An 18661-nucleotide genomic window follows, 5' to 3' on the forward strand; every position below is an offset into this window, starting at 1 on the left:
GTAGGGCCTCGGCTCTACCTGTCACCGCCGTTTCTCGTTTGTTCCCGAATCGGCTTTGATCCCGCTTCCACAAGGAGGCGGGCCGATGGACGGGCGGCTGCACGACTGGGCCATTCCGCAGCGGGAATACGACCGGCAGCTCGCCCGCCGCGGCCGGCTCTTCGCCTACGAGGCGCTGGCGCCGGCCAGGGCCGCGCTGGTCGTGGTCGACATGGTCCCCTTCTTCACCCGCGAGAGCGCCTACTGCCGGGGGATCATCCCCAACATCAACGCGCTGGCGTCCGCGTTGCGTTCGGCGGGCGGGACCATCGCCTGGGTGTCGCCGGCCCCCGACCCCGGCTCCGCCGCCCATGCGGCCGAGTTCTTCGGCCCGGCGGTGGCGAAGCTGTTCGCCGGCTCCGGCGGCGAAGGCGCCCTGCCCGGCCGCCTGTCCCCCGAGCTCGAGCCGCATGCGGCCGACCTGTTCTGCGAGAAGACCGCGGCCAGCGCCTTCTTCCCCGGCCGCTCGGACCTGCACGAGCGGCTGCAGGCGCTGGGGATCGACACCGTGATCGTCACCGGCACGGTCACCAACGTCTGCTGTGAAAGCACGGTGCGCGACGCGAGCACGCTCGGCTACCGGGTGATCATGGCGGCCGACGGCTGCGCGACGGTCAACGACGCCATGCACAACGCCACCCTGACGACCGTCTACCGCTCGTTCGGCGACGTCCGCCCGACGGCGGACATCCTCGGCCTCGTCAGCGCCGGGTGACAGGTAGGGCTGCGCCCAACGAGTCACCGGCGGAGACTGGTTGCGCCGCAGGCGCTACCTGTCACCCCGGGCGGTCATTGTTGACTATAGAGCCAGCCAGACTCCCGCCGCCCGCCCCTCTGTGCTATAGTCCCACCTAAATAACGAAAAAGGTGGAGGAATTTCGATGGCGGACTTTGGCGGCGCCGATCTCGAGACGTTCCGGGCCGAGGCCCGCCAGTGGCTGGAAGAGAACTTCCCCAAGAGCCTCCGCGGCGCGGACGACATGACGCCCGGCGAAGGCCCGGTGTCGGAGACCGAAGACCGCAAGCGCTGGAAGCAGGCGATGGCCGAGAAGGGCTGGGGCACGCCCACCTGGCCGAAACAGTACGGCGGCGGCGAGCTGTCCGGCCCGCAGGCCGTGGTGCTGGCCGACGAGATGAACCGGATCGGCGCCTACAACCCCATGGCCGGCATGGGCGTGGCGATGATCGGCCCGACGCTCCTCGAATACGGCACGGAGGATCAGAAGGCCCGCCACCTGCCGCCGATCTCGCGCGGCGAGATCCGCTGGTGCCAAGGTTATTCCGAGCCGGGCGCCGGCTCGGACCTGGCCTCCCTGCAGACCCGCTGCGAGGACGCCGGCGACCATTGGGTGATCAACGGCCAGAAGATCTGGACCTCGGGCGCCCAGTACGCCGACTGGTGCTTCTGCCTGGTGCGTACGGACACGACCAAGAAGCACGAGGGCATTTCCTTTGTGCTGATCAACATGCATCAGCCCGGCGTGGAAGTTCGGCCGATCAAGCTGATCGCCGGCCACTCGCCCTTCTGCGAGACCTTCTTCACCAACGCCAGGGCCGAGAAGAACGACATGGTCGGGCCGCTGAACGGCGGCTGGACGGTCGGCAAGCGGCTGCTGCAGTTCGAGCGCTCCGGCTCCTCGCGCCCGCGGGGCGAGGCCGGCCCGACCCCGGCGGAGCTGGCCAAGCAGTACATCGGCGTGGACGAGAAGGGCCGGATCGCCGACGTCGACCTGCGCAGCCGCATCGCCGCCAACGACATCGACCGGCATGCCTTCGTTTTGACCCAGTACCGCGCCATCGCCGAGGCCAAGGGCAACCAGAGCCCGTCGGCCGCCACCTCGATCATGAAGAACGCCAACACCGTCATCACCCAGCAGCGCCAGGAGTTGACCATCGAGCTGATGGGCTATCAGGGGTTGGGCTGGGAGGGGGACGCCTTCAGCGAGCTGGAGCGGAGCACAGTTCGCAGTTGGCTCAGCGGCAAGGCCACGACTATCTTCGCCGGGTCCTACGAAGTACAGAACAACATCATTTCGAAGCGGATCCTGGGGCTTCCCGACACCACCCAGTCCAACTGACCATCCGGCCCATTTGGCCGGGCAACGAGCAGAAGATTTTGGAGGATTTCCAATATGGCCGATTTCGGCGGCACTGATTTGGACGCCTTCCGCGCCGAGGCGCGGGCCTGGCTCGAAGAGAATTTCCCCAAGTCCCTGCGGGGCGAGGACACCTACGGCCAGGAAGGCCCGGCCACCGAGACCGAGGACCGCAAGCGCTGGAAGCAGGCGATGGCGGACAAGGGCTGGGGCGCGCCCACCTGGCCCAAGCAGTACGGCGGCGGCGGCCTGTCGGGCCCCGAGGCGCGCGTGCTGCAGCAGGAGATGAACCGCATCGGCGCCTACAACCCGGTGGCGGGCATGGGCACCTCGATGTTCGGCCCGACCCTTCTGGAGTACGGCACCGAGGACCAGAAGCAGCGCCACATCCCGCCGATCGTCCGCGGCGAGCTGCGCTGGTGCCAGGGCTATTCCGAACCGGGCGCCGGCTCGGACCTGGCCAGCCTGCAGACCAAGTGCGAGGACGCCGGCGACCACTGGGTCGTCAACGGCCAGAAGATCTGGACCTCGGGCGCCCAGTACGCCGACTGGTGCTTCTGCCTGGTCCGCACCGACAACACCAAGAAGCATGAAGGCATTTCCTTCGTGCTGATCAACATGCACCAGCCGGGCGTCGAAGTGCGCCCGATCAAGCTGATCGCCGGCTCCTCGCCGTTCTGCGAGACCTTCTTCACCAACGCCCGCGTCGAGAAGAACGACATGGTCGGCCCGCTGCACGGCGGCTGGACCGTCGCCAAGCGCCTGCTGCAGCACGAGCGCTCGGGCCAGAGCGGCGGGCGGATGACCGGCGGCCAAGCCACGGTCGCGGACATCGCCAAGAAGTACGTCGGGGTCGACGAAAAGGGCCGCATCGCGGACCTGGACCTGCGCAGCCGCATCGCCGCCCACATGATCGACGCCAAGGCCCACAGCCTGACGCTCGCCCGTGCGGTGGCCGAGGCCAAGGGCAACCTGAACCCCAACGCCACCACGTCGGTGATGAAGAACTCCGGCACCCAGATCGGCCAGATGCGGTCCGAACTGCTGGTGGAGATCATGGGCCACCAGGGCCTGGGCTGGGAAGGCGACGACTTCACCAAGGAAGAGCTGTCGACCGTGCGTCAGTGGCTCTCCGGGAAGGCGACGACCATCTTCGGCGGCTCGCAGGAGATCCAGAACAACATCATCACCAAGCGCATCCTGGGCCTGCCCGAGCTGACCCAGAAGCAGTAGCGCCCGAGCACCGGCCAGGCCGCTCCGGCCGCTGCCGCAACGGCAGGCTGGAGCGGCCGGCTTGGCCGGTGTAACTGGGTGTTTTCGATTGAGACTTTTCAGGAGCTATTGATGGCCGACTTCGGCGGCAGCGATCTCGAGGCCCTCCGCAAGGAGGCGCGGGAGTGGTTCGAGGCCAACTTCCCCCCGTCCCTCAAGGGCGGACCCAACCCGGCGATGCGCGAAGAGCGCGTCCAGCCCACGCCTGACCAGGACCTGTGGCGCAAGCGCATGGGCGAGAAGGGCTGGGGCGTCCCCACCTGGCCCAAGCAGTACGGCGGCGGCGGCCTGACCCCGGCCGAGGCGCGGGTGGTCCAGCAGGAAATGATGCGCGCGGGGGCCTACAACCCGATCGGCGGCATGGGCGTGATGATGTTCGGCCCGACCCTGCTCGAGTACGGCAACGAAGAACAGAAGCAGCGGCACATCCCGCCGATCGTGCGCGGCGAGATCGCCTGGTGCCAGGGCTTCTCCGAGCCGGGCGCCGGCTCTGACCTCGCCAGCCTTCAGACGCGGGCCGAGGACAAGGGCGACCACTTCCTGGTCAATGGCCAGAAGATCTGGACCTCCGGCGCCCAGTGGGCCGACTGGTGCTTCTGCCTGGTGCGCACCGACACGACGAAGAAGCACGAGGGCATCTCCTTCGTCCTCTTCGACATGAAGACCCCCGGCGTGGAAGTCCGCCCGATCAAGCTGATCGCCGGCTCCAGCCCGTTCTGCGAAACCTTCCTCACCGACGTGAAGGTGCCGAAGGAAAACCTGGTCGGCCCGCTGAACGGCGGCTGGACCATCGCCAAGCGCCTGCTGCAGCACGAGCGCAACAGCCTGTCGGGCGCCGGTCCCGGCGGCGGCGGCATGGGCGGCCGCGGCCTCGCCAAGCTCGCCAAGGAGTACGTGGGCGTCGATGAGAAGGGCCGCATCGCCGATGTCGACCTGCGCACCCGCGTGACCATCAACGACATGGACATGCGCGCCTTCCAGCAGACCGCCCTGCGCGCGATGCTGGAAGCCCGCTCGAACCAGGGCCCCACGGCCGCGACTTCGATCATGAAGAACGCCGGCACCAAGACCCTGCAGGAGCGGGCCGAGCTGACCCTCGAGATCATGGGTCACCAGGGCCTCGGCTGGGAAGGCGACGCCTTCACTCAGGAAGAGCTGGCCGCGGTGCGGAACTGGCTGTTCGGCAAGGCCACCACGATCTACGGCGGCTCCCAAGAGGTTCAGAACAACATCATTTCCAAGCGGATCCTGGGTCTGCCGGATCTGACCCAACACAATTAAGCGACGCGACGATTTAAGAGAGGAAAGACGAGAAAATGGCGGTCCTGTCTGAAGAACAGAGCATGCTGCGCGACGCGGCCAAGAGCTGGGTTCAGGAAAAGAGCCCGGTCACGGCGTTCCGGAAGATGCGCGACAGCGGCGTCGAGCTTGGCTACGACGCCAACGCCTGGAACGAGATGGCCGAGATGGGCTGGGCCGGGGTCATCATCCCGGAAGAGTACGGCGGATCCAACTTCGGCTACCTGTCCATGGGCCTGATCCTGGAAGAGCTCGGCCGCACCCTGACCGCTTCCCCGCTGCTGGCCTCGGGCCTCGGCGCGGCGAGCGCCCTGGTGCTGGGCGGCACCGAAGAGCAGAAGTCCAACTGGCTGCCGAAGATCGCGGCCGGTGAAGCGGTCGGCGCCCTGGCGGTCGACGAAGGCGCCCACCACGCGCCGGAGAAGGTCGCCCTGAAGGCGGAGAAGAGCGGCGACGGCTACACCCTGAACGGCACGAAGACCTTCGTGCTCGAAGGCCTGGCGGCCAACGTCTACATCGTCTCGGCCCGCACCAGCGGCGCTCCGGGCGACGCCAAGGGCGTCACGCTGTTCGTGGTTCCCGCGGACGCGGCCGGCATCTCCAAGAAGCGCCTGTCGCTGGCCGACAGCCGCGGCGCGGCGAACGTCACCTTCGAGAACGTCAAGGTCGGCGCCGACGCCGTCCTGGGCGAAGTGGATAACGGCTATCCGCTGCTCGAGAAGGTGCTCGACCGCGCCCGCGCCGGCATCGCCGCCGAGATGCTCGGCTCGGCCACCCAGGCCTTCGAGGTCACCCTCGAATACCTGAAGACCCGGGTCCAGTTCGGCCAGGTGATCGGCTCCTTCCAGGCGCTGCAGCACCGCGCGGCGAAGATGTTCACCGACCTCGAGCTGTCCCGCTCGGCCGTCGAAGCGGCCCTCCAGGCCATCGACGCCGACACCCCGGACGTGCCGGAGCTGGTGAGCCTGGCCAAGGCCAAGATGGGCGACACCTTCCACCTCGTCTCCAACGAGATGGTCCAGATGCACGGCGGCATCGGCATGACCGACGCCCACGACGCCGGCTTCTACCTGAAGCGCGCCCGCGCCGCCGAAGCCGCCTTCGGCAACCAGGCCTACCACCGCGACCGCTACGCGCGGATCCAAGGCTACTAGGCCGCATCGGCCGGCCTCGCGCCGGCCGATCACTGCTGTGTTTGAAAAGAGCCCCTTCGGCCCCAGGCCGGAGGGGCTTCTTCATGCCGCCTAGGCGGGCGCGCCCCGCGCCTCCAGCTCCCGCCGGGCCGCCTCGGTGCCGGGGATATGGGTCCCGCGCAGCGAGGCGCCGGCCGTCTCGACGGTGAACCGCAGGGCGACCATGCCGACCACGCAGGCGCCCATCATGTAGTAGGCGGGCGTCAGCTGATCGCCGGTCCGCTCGATCAGCCAGGAGTTCAGCGCCGGGGCGGTCCCGCCGAACAGCGAGGTCGCGACGTTGTAGGCGACCGCAAAGCCGGCGAAGCGGACCTGGGTGGGGAACATGGCGGGGAAGGTCGCCGAGATGGTGGCCAGCTGCGGCGCGTAGAGCAGGCCGAGGGCCGCAAACCCGACGACGGCGCCGAGCAGGCTGCCGGCCATCAGGTGGTAGAGCGGGATCACCAGCAGGAACAGGCCGACCAGCGAGAACCACCACAGGGGCTTGCGCCCCAGCCGGTCCGACAGCGCGCCGGCGAACGGCAGCAGCACCATCATGAACAGCATGCCGACGATGGGCACGACCAGCGCCTCCTGGGTGGTCAGGCCCAGCCGCCGCTCCAGGTAGGTCGGCATGTAGCTGAGCAGCGTGTAGTTGACGACGTTCAGGGCCACGACCAGCCCGCCCATCACCAGCAGCGGACGCCAGTAGCGGACCAGCAGGTCCTTCAGCTCCACCGACGGCGTGGGCTCCTTGCCGCCGGCGATCTCCACCTCGCGGAACACCGGCGTGTCCTCCATCTTGGAGCGGAGGTAGAGGCCGACCAGGCCGAGCGGGGCGGCGACCAGGAACGGCAGCCGCCAGCCCCAGTCGCGCATCGCCTCTTCGCTGAGCGCCAGGGAGAAGCCGAGCATCAGCAGGGCGCCCAGCGAGAAGCCCGCCAGCGTGCCGAACTCCAGGAAGCTGCCGTAGAAGCCGCGCCGCGCGTCCGGCGCGTACTCGGCCATGAAGGTCGCCGCCCCGCCGTATTCGCCGCCGGTGGAGAAGCCCTGGATCATCCGCAGGATCACCAGGGCCAGCGGGGCCCAGAAGCCGATGGCGTCGTACGAGGGGATCAGGCCGACCAGCAGGGTGGCGCCGGCCATCAGCAGGATGGTCAGGGCCAGCACCTGCTTGCGGCCCAACCGGTCGCCCAGCGGACCCCAGAAGAAGCCGCCGAGCGGCCGCACCAGGAAGGAGATAGCGAAGGTTCCGAGCGCGAACAGGGTCGCCTGCTGCGCCTCCCCCGGAAAAAGGGCCGCCGAGATGTAGCTGACGCCATAGGCGTAGATGCCGTAGTCGAACCACTCGGTGGCGTTGCCGACGGCGGAGGCGGCGACCGCGCGCTTCAGCGTGGCGGACTCGGTCGGACCTCCGGGAAGACGCGTCGGAGCGGTGCTGTCGAAGCTCATCGTTTCCTCCAAGGGGCCGTCACGCCGAGGCGGCGCTTGCGGCGCGCGTCCCGGGCCTCCGCGGCCAGCGGATCGAGCGTGGCGGACATCGGCGTCGTGCGCGGCAGGACGATCCAGGCCCGCTGCCGCTCCTGCGGCGGCGATCCACGGGCCGCCAGGCGCCACAGAGCGAAGGCGACGGCCGCCGTGGCGCAGACGGCGATGAACAGGAACAGCCCGCCCGCGCCGGTGAAGGTCATGGTCGTCGCGCCGGCCAGCGGCCCGACCGCCGCGCCGGCGGAGTAGACGAGCACCAGGCCGCCGCTGGCGCCCACCCGCTGGTCCGGGGTCACGTGGTCGTTCGCATGGGCCACGCAGAGCGGGTAGAGCGCGAAGGTGAGGCCTCCGAACAGCGCCCCGAAGGCCAGCAGCGGCAGGCCGGGCGCGGGCGTCAGCGCGATCGCGGCGCTGGCCGCCACCGCGGCGGCGAAAACCCCGACGATCACCCGGCGGCGGTCGAAGCGGTCGGACAGCCGCCCGAGCGGCAGCTGCAGCGCGACGCCGCCGAAGATGACCGCGCTCATGAACAGGGCGGCGCTGGAGACGTCCCCTCCCAGGCGGCGGATGAAGACGGCGCCGAGGGCGTAGAAGGCCCCCAGCATCACGCCCGTCACGGCCGCCCCGACCACGCCGAGCGGCGAGATCGTATAGAGCCGGCGGACCGGCAGCGGCTGGTCCTCGCCCAGCGCCGGGCTGGAGCTGCGGGTCAGGGTGATCGGCAGGATCGACAGCGACATCAGCATCGAGGCGACGATGAACGGCATCGACGGCTTCTCGTCGCTGACGTTCAGCAGGAACTGCCCGAGGCCCTGGCCGGCGTAGAGCGCCACCATGTAGCCCGCCAGGACCGCCCCGCGGGTGCGCGGCTCGCTGCGGTCGCCGAGCCAGCTCTCCAGGCAGACGTAGACCCCGGCCACACACAGGCCGTCGGCGAACCGCAGGCCGGACCAGAGCACGATGTGCTGATGAACCGCGTAAGCCAGGGTGCTGGCCGACAGCAGCGCCACGAAGGCGGCGAAGGCGCGGATGTGGCCCACCTGCCGGATGATGCGGCCGACCGTGAGCGACCCGCCGGTCAGGCCCGCGAAATAGGCCGCCCCGGCCAGCCCGATAGCGAAGGGCGGATATCCGGCGCCCTCGAGCCGCAGGCTGACGAGCGTCGCCATGAAGCCGCTCCCGGCCATCATCACGAAGATGGCCAGCAGCAGGCTCCGCACGGGCCTGATCGCGGACAGCATTGACGACAAGTACACCCAAGCGCCGCCGGTTCCGAGACCGGGCCGCCGCTCAGGTCCGGAACCGCATCCGGCAGCGAACGCCCTCGGGCGGGAACTCGTGGCGCACCTCCGATCCCGGGAGGCTGGTGAGCGCGCCGGCCACGAGGGGAGAGCCGAGCCCCCGCTGCTGCGGCGGCGAGACGGTCGGCCCGCCCGTCTCCTGCCAGTGGAGCTCGGTCCATCCGCGGTTCCGGCGCCAGCTGACGTCGACAACGCCTTCCGGGACCGACAGCGCGCCATACTTGACGGCGTTGGTGGCCAGCTCGTGCAGCGCCAGCGTCAGCGAGATGGCGGCGGCCGGCGGCAAGGTGACGTCCCGGCCCGGCCGGATCCGCAGCCCCGGCTGGCGGAAGGCCGACAGCGCGCCCATCACCACCTCGCGCAGCGGCACCGGCCCGCCGGAGGAGTCGGTCACCAGCGACTGGGCCGCGTTCAACACCTGCAGGCGCTCGGTGAAGGCGGACTCGAACTCGTCCATGTCCTCGGCTTCGCGCAGGGTGACCCGCATCAGCCCCTGGATCAGGGCCAGGACGTTGCTGCCCCGGTGCTCCAGCTCCCGGACCACGAGCCTGAGCTGGTGCTCGGCCTCCACCCTGCGGGTGACGTCCCGGAAGGAAACGGCCAGCCGGTCCCTATCGATGGCCACGGCGGCGTTGCGGAACCAGCGCACCGCCCCGTCGGTCTCGAACCGGACGATGGCCTCGTGCCGCCCCTGGTCGGCCAGGATGCGGCTGAAGCGCGGGAAGATGTCGGGATGGTCGCGATGCGGGCCGAGGGCGGCCAGCAGGCTGCCGCCGATCGGGTCGCGGTTCACGCTCCCGCGCCACTCTCGAGCGACACGGTTCGCGAACTCGATGGTGAAGTCGACCAGGGCGCCGCTCCCATCGCGCACGGCCTTGAGGATCAGGAACCCGTCCAGGGCGACTTCCTGGGCGATCCGGAACTTGGTCTCGCTCTCGGCCAGGGCCGCCTCGGCCTGCTTGCGGTCGGTGATCTCCTCGACGCTGATCAGCAGGGCGCCGACCCGCCCGTCCCGATCCGGCATGGGACTGACGTTGGCGACCCAGGTGCGCATCTGGTTGCGCTGCCGCGACCACGCCGAGAACTCGAGGTCGCGGATCGGGCGGCCGGTGGCGATGACGCTGGCCAGGATGGGCGCCGCGGCCTCGGCGACGGCGGGGTTCACCACCTCGTCGAGGCGGCGGCCCGGGTGCTCGCCGGCAGGCACGCCGTCGATCTCCGCCAGCCGGTCGTTGCAGCGCAGGTAGCGGAGGTTGCGGTCGAGCAGCGCCATCCCCACGGGCGCCGTCCGGTAGATGGCCTCCAGCTCGGCGAGCCGGGCCTCCTCCTCCAGCCGCGCCTCGGTGACGTTCCGGAACCAGACGGCGACCCCGCCGGAGGTCGGGAAGACCTTGAAGGCGACCTGCCGGCCCGGCCAGACGATGGAGGGGATTTCCAGCTGCTCCGCCTCGCCCCCCTCCATGACCCGGGTCAGCGCAGCCTCGACGGAGGTGCCACGGACCTGCGGGAAACAGGCCAGGAGGTGGCGACCCAGGACCTCGGACCGGCTGACCTGGAAATAGGCCTCCGCGGCGGCGTTCAGCCTGACAAGGCGCCAATCCCGGTCGATGGCGTAGAGGCCGTCTTCGCTGGCGTCGATCAGTTCGTGACAGTCTTCCGCCGGCGCCGCCGCCGCCGCCTTGGCGGCTGCGGAGCGTCTCATCCCGATGCTATGGCGGCGCGCAGCCTCCATTCTCGCCCACCTTGGCCCCGTCGCCCCAGCAGACCGCTCAGCACGAGCCTGCCGGGCCGGGCTGGGCGCGCCTTGATCTGGCGCAACCCGCAGAAGTCCAAACGCTTCCGAGCCTTGGCCGGGCTCACGCCAGGGCCAAGCTCACGGGGTCGTGAAACATCGGCGGGCCTCGCCAGGAGGACCCGCGCGCCGACGACAGCCGTTGCCGCGGCGCGCGGTGCGGTTAAGCTCACAGGCTCGTGAAGCGGAAGGAGACCGCCATGCCGCACTCATCGCGCTACGGCCCGGCCGCAGGGGCCCTGCTGGCCCTCCTCGCCGCCGCCTGCGCGCCGAGCCTGGGCAGCTACCGCTTCGAGAGCGTGGACATGGTGGCCCGCGAGGCGATCGCCGCGCCTGCGGACTTCGAGCCCAAGACCGCCCCCTACCCCGCCTACCTGCGCGTCCACTTCTCCTCCGAGGCCAATCTCAACACCCTGGCCGAGACCCGGGAGGACATCGAGGCGCAGGCCGACCTCTGCCCGCTTCAGGATCCGCAAGGGGTGACGGTGCTCGGGCCGTTTGCGGTGGGTCAGGCCCTGGCCATCCGCGCGCGCAGCCCGGACGGGGTCGCCGCACCCGGCCTCGCCCGGGTGCTGGAGCGGGACGAGAACGGTCGCTACGCCTACACCGCCTATGTCGTGCCTGCCCGCCCCGCCCAGACCGCCGGGAAGGCCTACGACCTCGCCGCCGAGCCCCGCGACCTGTGCCTGAGGCTCGAAGCGACGGGCGCGGCCAGGCCCGAACGCTCCAACGTCTTCGTCGCCCCCGCCGCGGCGATCCGCGCCGCCGTCGCCGCCGCCCGCTGAGGCGTAGCGCCTCCGCGCCACCTATGTTATCAGCGTTCACCTATCGTGACGCCGATGACGGCGCAGGGGCCGGACGGCCCCACGAGACACGCTGCGATCCTGGGAGGAGGAGCTGATGACCATGACGGCCGCCGCTGCGCCGAGCGCAACCAAGACCGAGCACGTCGACGTGCTGATCGTCGGCGCAGGGGTCTCGGGGATCGGCGCGGCCTACCACCTGAAGGACCAGACGCCCGGGACCAGCTTCCTGGTCGTGGACGCGCTGGACAACTTCGGCGGCACCTGGTGGACCCACAAGTATCCGGGCATCCGCTCCGACAGCGATCTCTACACCTTCGGCTACCGGTTCAAGCCGTGGCTGGGCGATCCCATCGCCACGGCCGACAAGATCCTGGCCTACATGGGCGAGGTGATCGAGGAGAACGACCTGGGGCGGCACATCCGCTACCGTCACAAGATCACCGACGCGAGCTGGGACAGCGCGACCAGCCTGTGGAACGTCGAGGGCGTGCGCACCGACACCAACGAACCGGTGCGCTTCACGACCAATTTCCTGTGGATGTGCCAGGGCTATTACAAGCACGACCAGGGCTACACGCCCGAGTGGCCCGGCATGGCCGACTTCAAGGGCGAGATCGTCCATCCGCAGACCTGGCCCCAGGACATCGAGCTGAAGGGCAAGAAGGTGGTGGTGATCGGCTCGGGCGCGACGGCCGCGACCCTGGTGCCGTCGATCGCCAACGAGGTCGCGCACGTGACCATGCTGCAGCGCTCGCCGACCTACTTCACGCCGGGCCGCAACGCCGACGAGCTGGCCGACACCCTGCGGGCGCTGAAGATCGACCCGACCTGGATCCACGAGATCGTGCGCCGCCAGCGGCTGCACATGGGCAATCTCTTCACCAAGCGCGCCTTCTCCGAGCCGGAAGCGGTCAAGAAGGAGCTGCTCGGGATGGTGAAGGCCTCGCTGCCCGAGGGCTACGACGTGGAGAAGCACTTCACGCCCAAGTACCTGCCGTGGCGCCAGCGCATCGCCTTCGTGCCGGACGGAGACCTGTTCAAGGGCATCCGCGAGGGCAAGGCCTCCGTCGTGACCGACGAGATCGAGCGCTTCGTCGAAGGCGGGCTCCTGCTGAAGTCCGGTGAGACGCTGGAGGCGGACATCATCGTCACCGCCACCGGCTTCAACATGTGCGTGCTGGGCGACATCGCCTTCGTGGTGGACGGCCAGCGGGTGGACTTCGCCAAGACCGTCACCTGGCGCGGCATGATGTTCACCGGCGTTCCGAACCTCGTCTGGGTGTTCGGCTATTTCCGCGCCAGCTGGACCCTGCGCGCCGACCTGCTCGGCGACTTCGTCTGCCGGCTCCTGAAGCACATGAAGGCCAAGGGGGTGACCAAGGTCACCACCGAGCTCCGTCCCGAGGAGAAGGACATGGAGCTGCTGCCCTGGATGGACCCGGACAACTTCAACCCGAGCTATCTCATGCGCGCGCTGCACCTGATGCCCAAGCGCGGGGCCAGCCCCGAGTGGCAGCACACCCAGGACTACATGCGCGAGGCCGAGGAGCTGCCGGCCGTCGACCTGGACGACTCCGTCTTCCACTACGGCAAGGCCGAGGCCCCGGCGCGGGCCCGCGAGCCGACGCCCGCCTGACAGCCATAGGTTGGGCTCGGCGTCGAGCTGAGCTAGGTTCCGCGAACCATGTTCGTGGAAGTCCAGCCGAACGATCCGGCCGCCACCCGGCGGGCGGCGTTCATCGCGGTCACGCCGTTCCGCCGCGTCGGGCTCGAGCCTGACGCGGCGCGCGTCGGCGCGGGTTTCCTCGAGGACGTGACGCTGGAGCTGGCCCGCTGGCCGGGGATCGAGGTGCTCGCCGGCCGCACCTCCTTCGCCCTGCCCGAGGCCGAGCTCGAGCCGCGGCGGATGCACGAGACCTACGGCGTCACCCACCTGGTGGACGGATCCCTCCGCGCCGCGCCGGAGGGCCTGCAGGTCGGCGCCGACCTGATCGAGGCGAACTCGGGCCGGGTGCTATGGAGCCAGCGGCTCCAGCTTCCCTCCCGTCCCTCGCCGGCCGCCCAGGAGGACGCCGCCGCCCTCCTCGCCAACCAGATCTGCGCTCGGTTGAACCTCGGGCGGCTCGCCCAGGTCCGCTCCCGGCCGGTGAGCAGCCTGGAGGCCTACGACTGCTGGCTGCGCGGGCACGAGCGGCTGCGCCGCGCCACCGCCGAGGACGACGAGGCCGCGCGGGAGCTGTTCGAGCGGGCGCTGTCCATCGACCCCACCTACGCGCGCGCCTACGCCGGCCTTTCGCTCAGCCACTTCAAGCGCTGGAACTGGCGGCGCGCCACGCCCCAGGAGGAGGCCGACGACCGGCTCTCGCTGGAGTACGCCCGGCGGGCCGAGGAGCTCGACGACCTCGATCCCATCGTCCAGCTGGTGCTGGGCCGCACCCACGTCTATCGGCGCAACTTCGCGCAAGGTCGGGCGAGGCTGGAGCGGGCCCTGGAGCTCAGCCCGAATGTCGCCGACCTGCTGATGCAGGCCGCCCCTCTGTGGGCCTACCTGGGCGAGCCGGAGAGGGCCGCGGGGATGGCGGCCAAGGCCTTCCGCCTCAATCCGCTGCACGATCCCTGGTACCCGCTGACCGCAGCCATCCCGCACTTCTGCGCCCGCCGGCTGGAGGCGGCGCTGGAGCTGCTCGAGCGTGCGCCGCCCAACATCGTGTTCGAGCAGCACGCCGTGACCGCCGCCTGCCTGGCGCTGCTGGACCGGGTCGCGGAGGCCCGCGCCCATGTCCCGAAGTTCCTCGAGGAGTTCCGGGTCAGCATCAACGGCGGCCGCGAACCCGATCCCGCCAGGGCGGTCCGCCAACTGCTCGACGCCAATCCCTTCTGCCGGGATGAGGATCTGGCGCTGCTGGTCGAAGGCCTGGGCCGCGTCGGCCTGACCGCCGAGCCGTCCGCGCCCACCCCCGCCTCTCCCGCCGCCGAGGAGGCGCGGTTCGTGCGCAGCGGCGGTCTGTGGGAGGCGGCCTACGCCGGCAAGTCCGCCCACCTGCCGGACATGAAGGGCTGCCGGGACCTGGCCCTGCTGCTGGCCGCGCCCGGCGAGCGGATCCACTGCATGGACCTGGCCGGCCGCGCGGCCGAGGGCGACGCCGGGGCGGCGATGGACGGGCGGGCCCGCGCCGCCTGCCAAAGGCGCATCCGCGACCTGCAGGAACAGATGGCCGACGCCGAGCGCGACGGGGACTTGGCCCGCACCGAGCGGTTGGGCGCCGAGCTCGACGCGCTCATCGAGCAGCTCTCCGCCGCCATGGGGCTGGGCGGGCGCGGCCGCAAGCTGGACGATCCGGCCGAGAAGGCGCGCACCGCCGTCACCTGGCGCATCCGCAGCGCGGTCAAGAAGATCGCCGAAGCCCACCCGGCGCTCGGCCGGCACCTGGAGCTCTCGGTGCGCACCGGCGCCTTCTGCGCCTACACGCCCGAGCGCCCGGTGCGCTGGGCGACCTGAGAGCGCGGTGGCCCAGCCGAAGAACAGCGGCGAGGACTTCGACGACGCGGACGTGGCCCGCGCCTACGCCAACCGCCCGCCCTACCCGCCGGCGCTGATCGAGGCCCTGGCCGGGCTGGCGAGCGGACGCGCCCGGGCGCTCGACCTCGGCTGCGGGCCCGGTAAGCTCGCCATTCCGCTGGCGGACCGGTTCGACGAGGTCTGGGCCGCCGACCTGTCCGCGCCGATGATCGCGGCCGGACAGGCGGCGGACGCGGGCGCCCATCCGAACCTGCGCTGGATGCACGGCCCGATCGAGGATCTCGACGCGCCGGACGGCGGCTTCGACCTCGCCGCGGCCGGCGCCAGCATCCACTGGATGGATCACGCCCGCCTCTTCCCGCGGCTCGCCCGCTGGCTCCGGCCCGGTGCAGTCATCGCCGTCGTCGAGGGGGACGGGCCGGCCGAGGCGCCCTGGCGGGAGGCCTACGGCGCGGTGATCCGCGGCTGGGTGGAGCGGCTGGGCGGGGTCTGGAACGATCCGGCCATGATCGCCGGATCGCGCGCCCACGAGGCCTGGATCGGCGAACCCCGCCGCGCCGAGTTCTCGCACGAGGTGCGGATGAGCCTCGAGGCCCTCATCGACGGCGAGCATTCGCGCGCCACCTGGGCCCGCGCCAAGCTGGGCCCGGACCGCAGCGCCGCATTCGATGCGGACCTTCGCGACGCGCTGACGCCGCACGCGGAGGAGGGGATACTCATTTTCAAGGTCCGCACCCGGCTGCTCTACGGTCGTCCGCTGCCGGAGCCGATGACCCACTCGGTGGCCGGCTAGCCGCCCAGGCGGCTACCAGCCCTTGCGTGCCGGGGTGGCGCGGGGGACGCGGCCGGCGGGCTTCAGGGTCCAGGCGCCGCCGACGTTGACCTCGACGATGTCGCAGTCGCCGACGCGGCGCAGGACCGTGCGGTAGAGGGATCCGGGCGGCAGCTCGCCCAGCTTGCGCGCGCCGGGGCGGTCCAGGGATTGGGCCGGGATCGGCCGGTCGGCCTTGCAGGCGGCGAGGTCGGTGGCGGGGGCGGCCGGCGCGCCGGCGGCGAGGGCGGCCGCGAGGACGATGGCGGACATCGGTTCGGCTCCGAAACTCGCCTCCAGTCTACCACCGGCGGGCCCGGCCGGCCACGCGCCTAGTCGGCCTCGGCGATCGCCTTCATGGTCTTCAGGACCCCCGCGAACATCGCCGCGCGGCGGGCCCGGTCGGCGGCCCTGGCCTCGGGCGTCCCCAGGGACTCGGCGTCGTAGAACAGGCTGTAGACGATGCGGCTGCCCTTGCCGTCCGACGTCGGCAGAATCTCGACCGTGCCGTGGTAGTCGATCGGCGACTTGGGCTGGATGTAGGTGTAGGCGGTGGCGGTGCGGGCCACGAGCACCTCGTCGATGCGCCCGGCGATGCGGCGCACGGCGCCCACCTCGCCGTCGTTGCCGGCGGTGATCTCGCAGGTGGTGCGCATCCACCCGCCGATGTCGCAGTAGCCGCCGACCTTCTTCCAGACCACCTCGGGCGGCCGGGCGACCTCCGCCTCCTGGACGATGGAGACATAGTCGGCCGCCTGGGCGGCGCCGGCGGCGAGGGTCAGGACGGCGAGCGGGATGAGGGCGAGTCGGCGCATGGCCTCACAGTCGCACAAAGCGCAACCTTGGCCAGCGGCTTGACCGCGCCTGCAACCGCGCGAGCATGGGGCATGAAGATCACGACAGAACGGCTCATCCTGCGCCCCTGGTGTGCGGACGACCTGGCCGCGCTGGCCGACATGCAGTCGGACCCGGAGGTGATGGCCGACTATGGCGGGCCCCAGAGCCTGGACGCGAGCCGGGCCAAGCTCGAGCGGTATCAGGCCGCCTTCGACGCGCTCGGGTACTGTCGCTGGGCGGTGGACGAGCGCGGCGGCGGCTTCATCGGCTATGTCGGCGTCATGCCGGTCTTCCCGGGCCACCCGCGCGATCCGGGCTTCGAAGTGGGGTGGCGGCTTGTGCGCGCCGCCTCGGGCAAGGGCTACGCCACCGAGGCCGCCCGCGCCGCCCTCGCCGACGCCTTCGGCCGCGTCGGCCTGGCCGAGGTGCTGAGCTACACCGCCCCCGACAACCTGCGCTCGCAGGCGGTGATGGGCCGCCTTGGCCTGACCCGCCGGCCGGAGCTGGATTTCGAGGACAACGGCTGGGCGGGCCTCGTCTGGAGCGCGGCGCCGGAGCTCTTCATCTGACCGGTTCGGGAACCGGCGGCCTCCTCCCGTCGTCGTCTGCCCATGACGAGGAGGAGGCGCCCGATGGCGAACGAGCACGAGAAGGCCGAAGGCAGCTTGACCGACGGCGGCAGCCTGCCGGGCCGCAGGGGCCCACGAAGCTTCGGCGGCGAGCGCGAGGCGGACCCGACGATCCCCGCGCCCGACGAGGACAAGGGCGCCCGGCTGCCCGGCGAGCCGGACTTGTCCACCCAGCGGGGGAAGGACCTTCCCGACGGCGGCTACGCCGCGCCTGGCGAGGATCCGTCCGAGCCCGACGGGGCCCGCGGCTACGGCGGCTGAAACGGCAAGAAGCCCGCCGGGGAACCGGCGGGCTTCATGTCTGCGGGGCGGGTGAGGCGCCCGCCCGGCGCTCCTGCAGATCAGCGGGCGGCGTACGTCTGGGCCTTCACAGCCCGGGCCTGCTGCACCTGACTCATCTTGTCGTTCATTTCGGCCTGGACGGCGGCGATGCAGGCGCCGTGCGAACGGGCGCGGCTGCCGGGGGTCGCGTGGCTGCGGCAGAAGTCGCTCGCCGCGTCCTTCACCCGCGACTGGAACTCCAGCTGGCCTTCGACGGTGGCGACATCCAGGTCGCTGATCTTGACGGTGGCGGCCTCGGCGACGCCGGCGACGGCGACCAACGGCAGGGCGGCGAGGGCGATGGCGGCGATCCCGGCGATCTTGTTCACATAGTTGGTCATCTGCGTTTCTCCTGAGCAGCGATGTTGTCGACGTTTCCGTCTATGACTTAGGATATACTTCCGCTGCCCCGTCGATGTCTTCTTAAAGAGGCGTAATGACGCCGATTTAAGGAAGTTACGTCCATGTAATGGATATCGAACACTTAACGCCAGACAGCCGAGATCAAATGCAAAGAAGCCCGCCAGGCAGACTGGCGGGCTTCTGTTCGTGGGCGCGGTAGGGAGGGGGCCGCACCCCGGGGGAAGGTCCTAGCGGGCGGCGAAGGTCTGGGCGCCGGACTGCTGGGCGGCGAGCTTCTCGGTCATCTCGGCTTCGACGCCGGCGATGCAGCTGCGCATCGCGCCGGTGCGGCTGCCGGTGATCTCCTTGCCGCGGCAGAAGTCCCGCGCCGCGTCGTTCACGCGCGCCTTGAACTGGGCCTTGCCTTCGGCGGTGGAGAGGTCGAGGTCGCTGACCTGCACCGTGGCCGGGGCGGCCTCGGCGATGCCGGCGATGGCGACGAGCGGCAGGGCGGCGAGGGCGATGGCGGCGATCCCGGCGATCTTGTTGGTGTAGTTGGTCATCTGCGTTTCTCCTGAGCAGCGGTGTTGTTGACGTGTTCGTCTATGACCTGATGGATACTCAGGCGCCCTGGAGAAGTCTTGTTAAAGGGGCGTAATGACGCCGATTTAAGGAAGTTACGACAATGTAATGGATGACGAACACTTGACGCAGGCCGGCGAGGACCGGACGCAAAGAAGCCCGCCAGGCAGACTGGCGGGCTTCTGTTCGCGGGCGCGGTTGGAAGGGGCCGCGGCCCCTGACGTGGACCTAGCGGGCGGCGAAGGTCTGGGCGCCGGACTGCTGGGCGGCGAGCTTCTCGGTCATCTCGGCTTCGACGCCGGCGATGCAGCTGCGCATCGCGCCGGTGCGGCTGCCGGTGATCTCCTTGCCGCG

General features: G+C 70.5%; 18 protein-coding genes. 11 read left to right on the forward strand and 7 right to left on the reverse strand.

Translation table 11 applies throughout. From position 1 onward, the window contains the following. The first annotated feature begins 85 nt into the window (after positions 1 to 85). From ACFSC0_RS03780 to ACFSC0_RS03800, 5 genes are all read left to right on the forward strand, one after another. Positions 86 to 754, forward strand: coding sequence for an isochorismatase family protein (locus ACFSC0_RS03780; RefSeq protein WP_377280445.1), 669 nt, complete (start codon positions 86 to 88; stop codon positions 752 to 754). Between the two features lie 166 nt (positions 755 to 920). Then, positions 921 to 2117 carry an acyl-CoA dehydrogenase family protein gene (locus ACFSC0_RS03785; protein ID WP_377280444.1) on the forward strand — a complete coding sequence of 399 codons (1197 nt, stop codon included), beginning with the start codon at positions 921 to 923 and terminating at the stop codon, positions 2115 to 2117. 54 nt (positions 2118 to 2171) lie between these two features. Continuing rightward, entirely contained in the window at positions 2172 to 3368 is a 1197-nt protein-coding gene (locus tag ACFSC0_RS03790) for an acyl-CoA dehydrogenase family protein (RefSeq protein WP_377280443.1), read from the forward strand. 111 nt (positions 3369 to 3479) lie between these two features. After that, on the forward strand, positions 3480 to 4688 hold the full coding sequence (locus ACFSC0_RS03795; RefSeq protein ID WP_377280442.1) for an acyl-CoA dehydrogenase family protein: 1209 nt from the start codon (positions 3480 to 3482) through the stop codon (positions 4686 to 4688). A 35-nt stretch (positions 4689 to 4723) separates the two neighbouring features. Beyond that, positions 4724 to 5860, forward strand: a complete 1137-nt coding sequence (locus ACFSC0_RS03800; RefSeq protein ID WP_377280441.1) for an acyl-CoA dehydrogenase family protein — start codon at positions 4724 to 4726, stop codon at positions 5858 to 5860. 90 nt (positions 5861 to 5950) lie between these two features. Here the strand turns inward: ACFSC0_RS03800 and ACFSC0_RS03805 are convergent, their stop codons facing one another. The 3 genes from ACFSC0_RS03805 to ACFSC0_RS03815 form a co-directional block, all read right to left on the reverse strand. Then, the gene (locus ACFSC0_RS03805) at positions 5951 to 7330 is read right to left on the reverse strand and encodes an MFS transporter (protein WP_377280440.1); all 1380 of its coding nucleotides are present in this window, start codon (positions 7328 to 7330) and stop codon (positions 5951 to 5953) included. Continuing rightward, positions 7327 to 8586, reverse strand: a complete 1260-nt coding sequence (locus ACFSC0_RS03810; RefSeq protein ID WP_377280439.1) for an MFS transporter — start codon at positions 8584 to 8586, stop codon at positions 7327 to 7329. The genes ACFSC0_RS03805 and ACFSC0_RS03810 overlap by 4 nt, the downstream gene beginning before the upstream one ends. A gap of 70 nt (positions 8587 to 8656) precedes the next feature. Then, positions 8657 to 10369: a PAS domain-containing sensor histidine kinase gene (locus tag ACFSC0_RS03815; protein WP_377280438.1), complete on the reverse strand. Its 1713-nt coding sequence runs from the start codon at positions 10367 to 10369 to the stop codon at positions 8657 to 8659. Between the two features lie 290 nt (positions 10370 to 10659). On the opposite strand from ACFSC0_RS03815, the gene ACFSC0_RS03820 reads away from it, so the two are divergent. From ACFSC0_RS03820 to ACFSC0_RS03835, 4 genes are all read left to right on the forward strand, one after another. Next, entirely contained in the window at positions 10660 to 11244 is a 585-nt protein-coding gene (locus ACFSC0_RS03820) for a hypothetical protein (protein WP_377280437.1), read from the forward strand. Positions 11245 to 11359: 115 nt separating this feature from the next. Continuing rightward, a complete protein-coding gene (locus tag ACFSC0_RS03825; RefSeq protein WP_377280436.1) occupies positions 11360 to 12901 on the forward strand; it encodes a flavin-containing monooxygenase in 1542 nt (513 codons plus the stop codon). 48 nt (positions 12902 to 12949) lie between these two features. Beyond that, positions 12950 to 14764 (forward strand): hypothetical protein, encoded by a 1815-nt coding sequence (locus tag ACFSC0_RS03830; RefSeq protein WP_377280435.1) that lies wholly within the window; start codon positions 12950 to 12952, stop codon positions 14762 to 14764. Between the two features lie 7 nt (positions 14765 to 14771). Further along, complete coding sequence (locus ACFSC0_RS03835) at positions 14772 to 15578, forward strand: class I SAM-dependent methyltransferase (RefSeq protein WP_377280434.1); 807 nt, start codon at positions 14772 to 14774, stop codon at positions 15576 to 15578. 12 nt (positions 15579 to 15590) lie between these two features. On the opposite strand, the gene ACFSC0_RS03840 is transcribed toward ACFSC0_RS03835, so the two are convergent. Both ACFSC0_RS03840 and ACFSC0_RS03845 read right to left on the reverse strand, forming a co-directional pair. Then, the gene (locus ACFSC0_RS03840) at positions 15591 to 15869 is read right to left on the reverse strand and encodes a hypothetical protein (protein ID WP_377280433.1); all 279 of its coding nucleotides are present in this window, start codon (positions 15867 to 15869) and stop codon (positions 15591 to 15593) included. 59 nt (positions 15870 to 15928) lie between these two features. After that, positions 15929 to 16411: an SRPBCC family protein gene (locus tag ACFSC0_RS03845; RefSeq protein ID WP_377280432.1), complete on the reverse strand. Its 483-nt coding sequence runs from the start codon at positions 16409 to 16411 to the stop codon at positions 15929 to 15931. Positions 16412 to 16483: 72 nt separating this feature from the next. Here ACFSC0_RS03845 and ACFSC0_RS03850 point away from each other — a divergent pair, with 72 nt between their 5' ends. Both ACFSC0_RS03850 and ACFSC0_RS03855 read left to right on the forward strand, forming a co-directional pair. Beyond that, positions 16484 to 17002, forward strand: a complete 519-nt coding sequence (locus ACFSC0_RS03850) for a GNAT family N-acetyltransferase (protein WP_377280431.1) — start codon at positions 16484 to 16486, stop codon at positions 17000 to 17002. Positions 17003 to 17065: 63 nt separating this feature from the next. After that, positions 17066 to 17323 carry a hypothetical protein gene (locus tag ACFSC0_RS03855; protein ID WP_377280430.1) on the forward strand — a complete coding sequence of 86 codons (258 nt, stop codon included), beginning with the start codon at positions 17066 to 17068 and terminating at the stop codon, positions 17321 to 17323. Between the two features lie 80 nt (positions 17324 to 17403). On the opposite strand, the gene ACFSC0_RS03860 is transcribed toward ACFSC0_RS03855, so the two are convergent. After that, the gene (locus ACFSC0_RS03860; RefSeq protein ID WP_377280429.1) at positions 17404 to 17724 is read right to left on the reverse strand and encodes a UrcA family protein; all 321 of its coding nucleotides are present in this window, start codon (positions 17722 to 17724) and stop codon (positions 17404 to 17406) included. A 249-nt stretch (positions 17725 to 17973) separates the two neighbouring features. Then, positions 17974 to 18288 (reverse strand): UrcA family protein, encoded by a 315-nt coding sequence (locus ACFSC0_RS03865; protein WP_377280428.1) that lies wholly within the window; start codon positions 18286 to 18288, stop codon positions 17974 to 17976. Positions 18289 to 18661 lie beyond the last annotated feature (373 nt).

Origin of the sequence: Phenylobacterium terrae, from assembly GCF_042681205.1 — a bacterium.
Classification (GTDB): Bacteria; Pseudomonadota; Alphaproteobacteria; order Caulobacterales; family Caulobacteraceae; genus Phenylobacterium; species Phenylobacterium terrae.

Coding starts and splice junctions, on each gene's coding strand:
- ACFSC0_RS03845 (WP_377280432.1), bottom strand. CDS start 16,411: ATGCGCCGACTCGCCCTCATCCCGCTCGCCGTCCTGACCCTCGCCGCC.
- ACFSC0_RS03800 (WP_377280441.1), top strand. CDS start 4,724: ATGGCGGTCCTGTCTGAAGAACAGAGCATGCTGCGCGACGCGGCCAAG.
- ACFSC0_RS03865 (WP_377280428.1), bottom strand. CDS start 18,288: ATGACCAACTACACCAACAAGATCGCCGGGATCGCCGCCATCGCCCTC.
- ACFSC0_RS03820 (WP_377280437.1), top strand. CDS start 10,660: ATGCCGCACTCATCGCGCTACGGCCCGGCCGCAGGGGCCCTGCTGGCC.
- ACFSC0_RS03860 (WP_377280429.1), bottom strand. CDS start 17,724: ATGACCAACTATGTGAACAAGATCGCCGGGATCGCCGCCATCGCCCTC.
- ACFSC0_RS03840 (WP_377280433.1), bottom strand. CDS start 15,869: ATGTCCGCCATCGTCCTCGCGGCCGCCCTCGCCGCCGGCGCGCCGGCC.
- ACFSC0_RS03785 (WP_377280444.1), top strand. CDS start 921: ATGGCGGACTTTGGCGGCGCCGATCTCGAGACGTTCCGGGCCGAGGCC.
- ACFSC0_RS03780 (WP_377280445.1), top strand. CDS start 86: ATGGACGGGCGGCTGCACGACTGGGCCATTCCGCAGCGGGAATACGAC.
- ACFSC0_RS03795 (WP_377280442.1), top strand. CDS start 3,480: ATGGCCGACTTCGGCGGCAGCGATCTCGAGGCCCTCCGCAAGGAGGCG.
- ACFSC0_RS03825 (WP_377280436.1), top strand. CDS start 11,360: ATGACCATGACGGCCGCCGCTGCGCCGAGCGCAACCAAGACCGAGCAC.
- ACFSC0_RS03850 (WP_377280431.1), top strand. CDS start 16,484: ATGAAGATCACGACAGAACGGCTCATCCTGCGCCCCTGGTGTGCGGAC.
- ACFSC0_RS03815 (WP_377280438.1), bottom strand. CDS start 10,369: ATGAGACGCTCCGCAGCCGCCAAGGCGGCGGCGGCGGCGCCGGCGGAA.
- ACFSC0_RS03805 (WP_377280440.1), bottom strand. CDS start 7,330: ATGAGCTTCGACAGCACCGCTCCGACGCGTCTTCCCGGAGGTCCGACC.
- ACFSC0_RS03855 (WP_377280430.1), top strand. CDS start 17,066: ATGGCGAACGAGCACGAGAAGGCCGAAGGCAGCTTGACCGACGGCGGC.
- ACFSC0_RS03790 (WP_377280443.1), top strand. CDS start 2,172: ATGGCCGATTTCGGCGGCACTGATTTGGACGCCTTCCGCGCCGAGGCG.
- ACFSC0_RS03830 (WP_377280435.1), top strand. CDS start 12,950: ATGTTCGTGGAAGTCCAGCCGAACGATCCGGCCGCCACCCGGCGGGCG.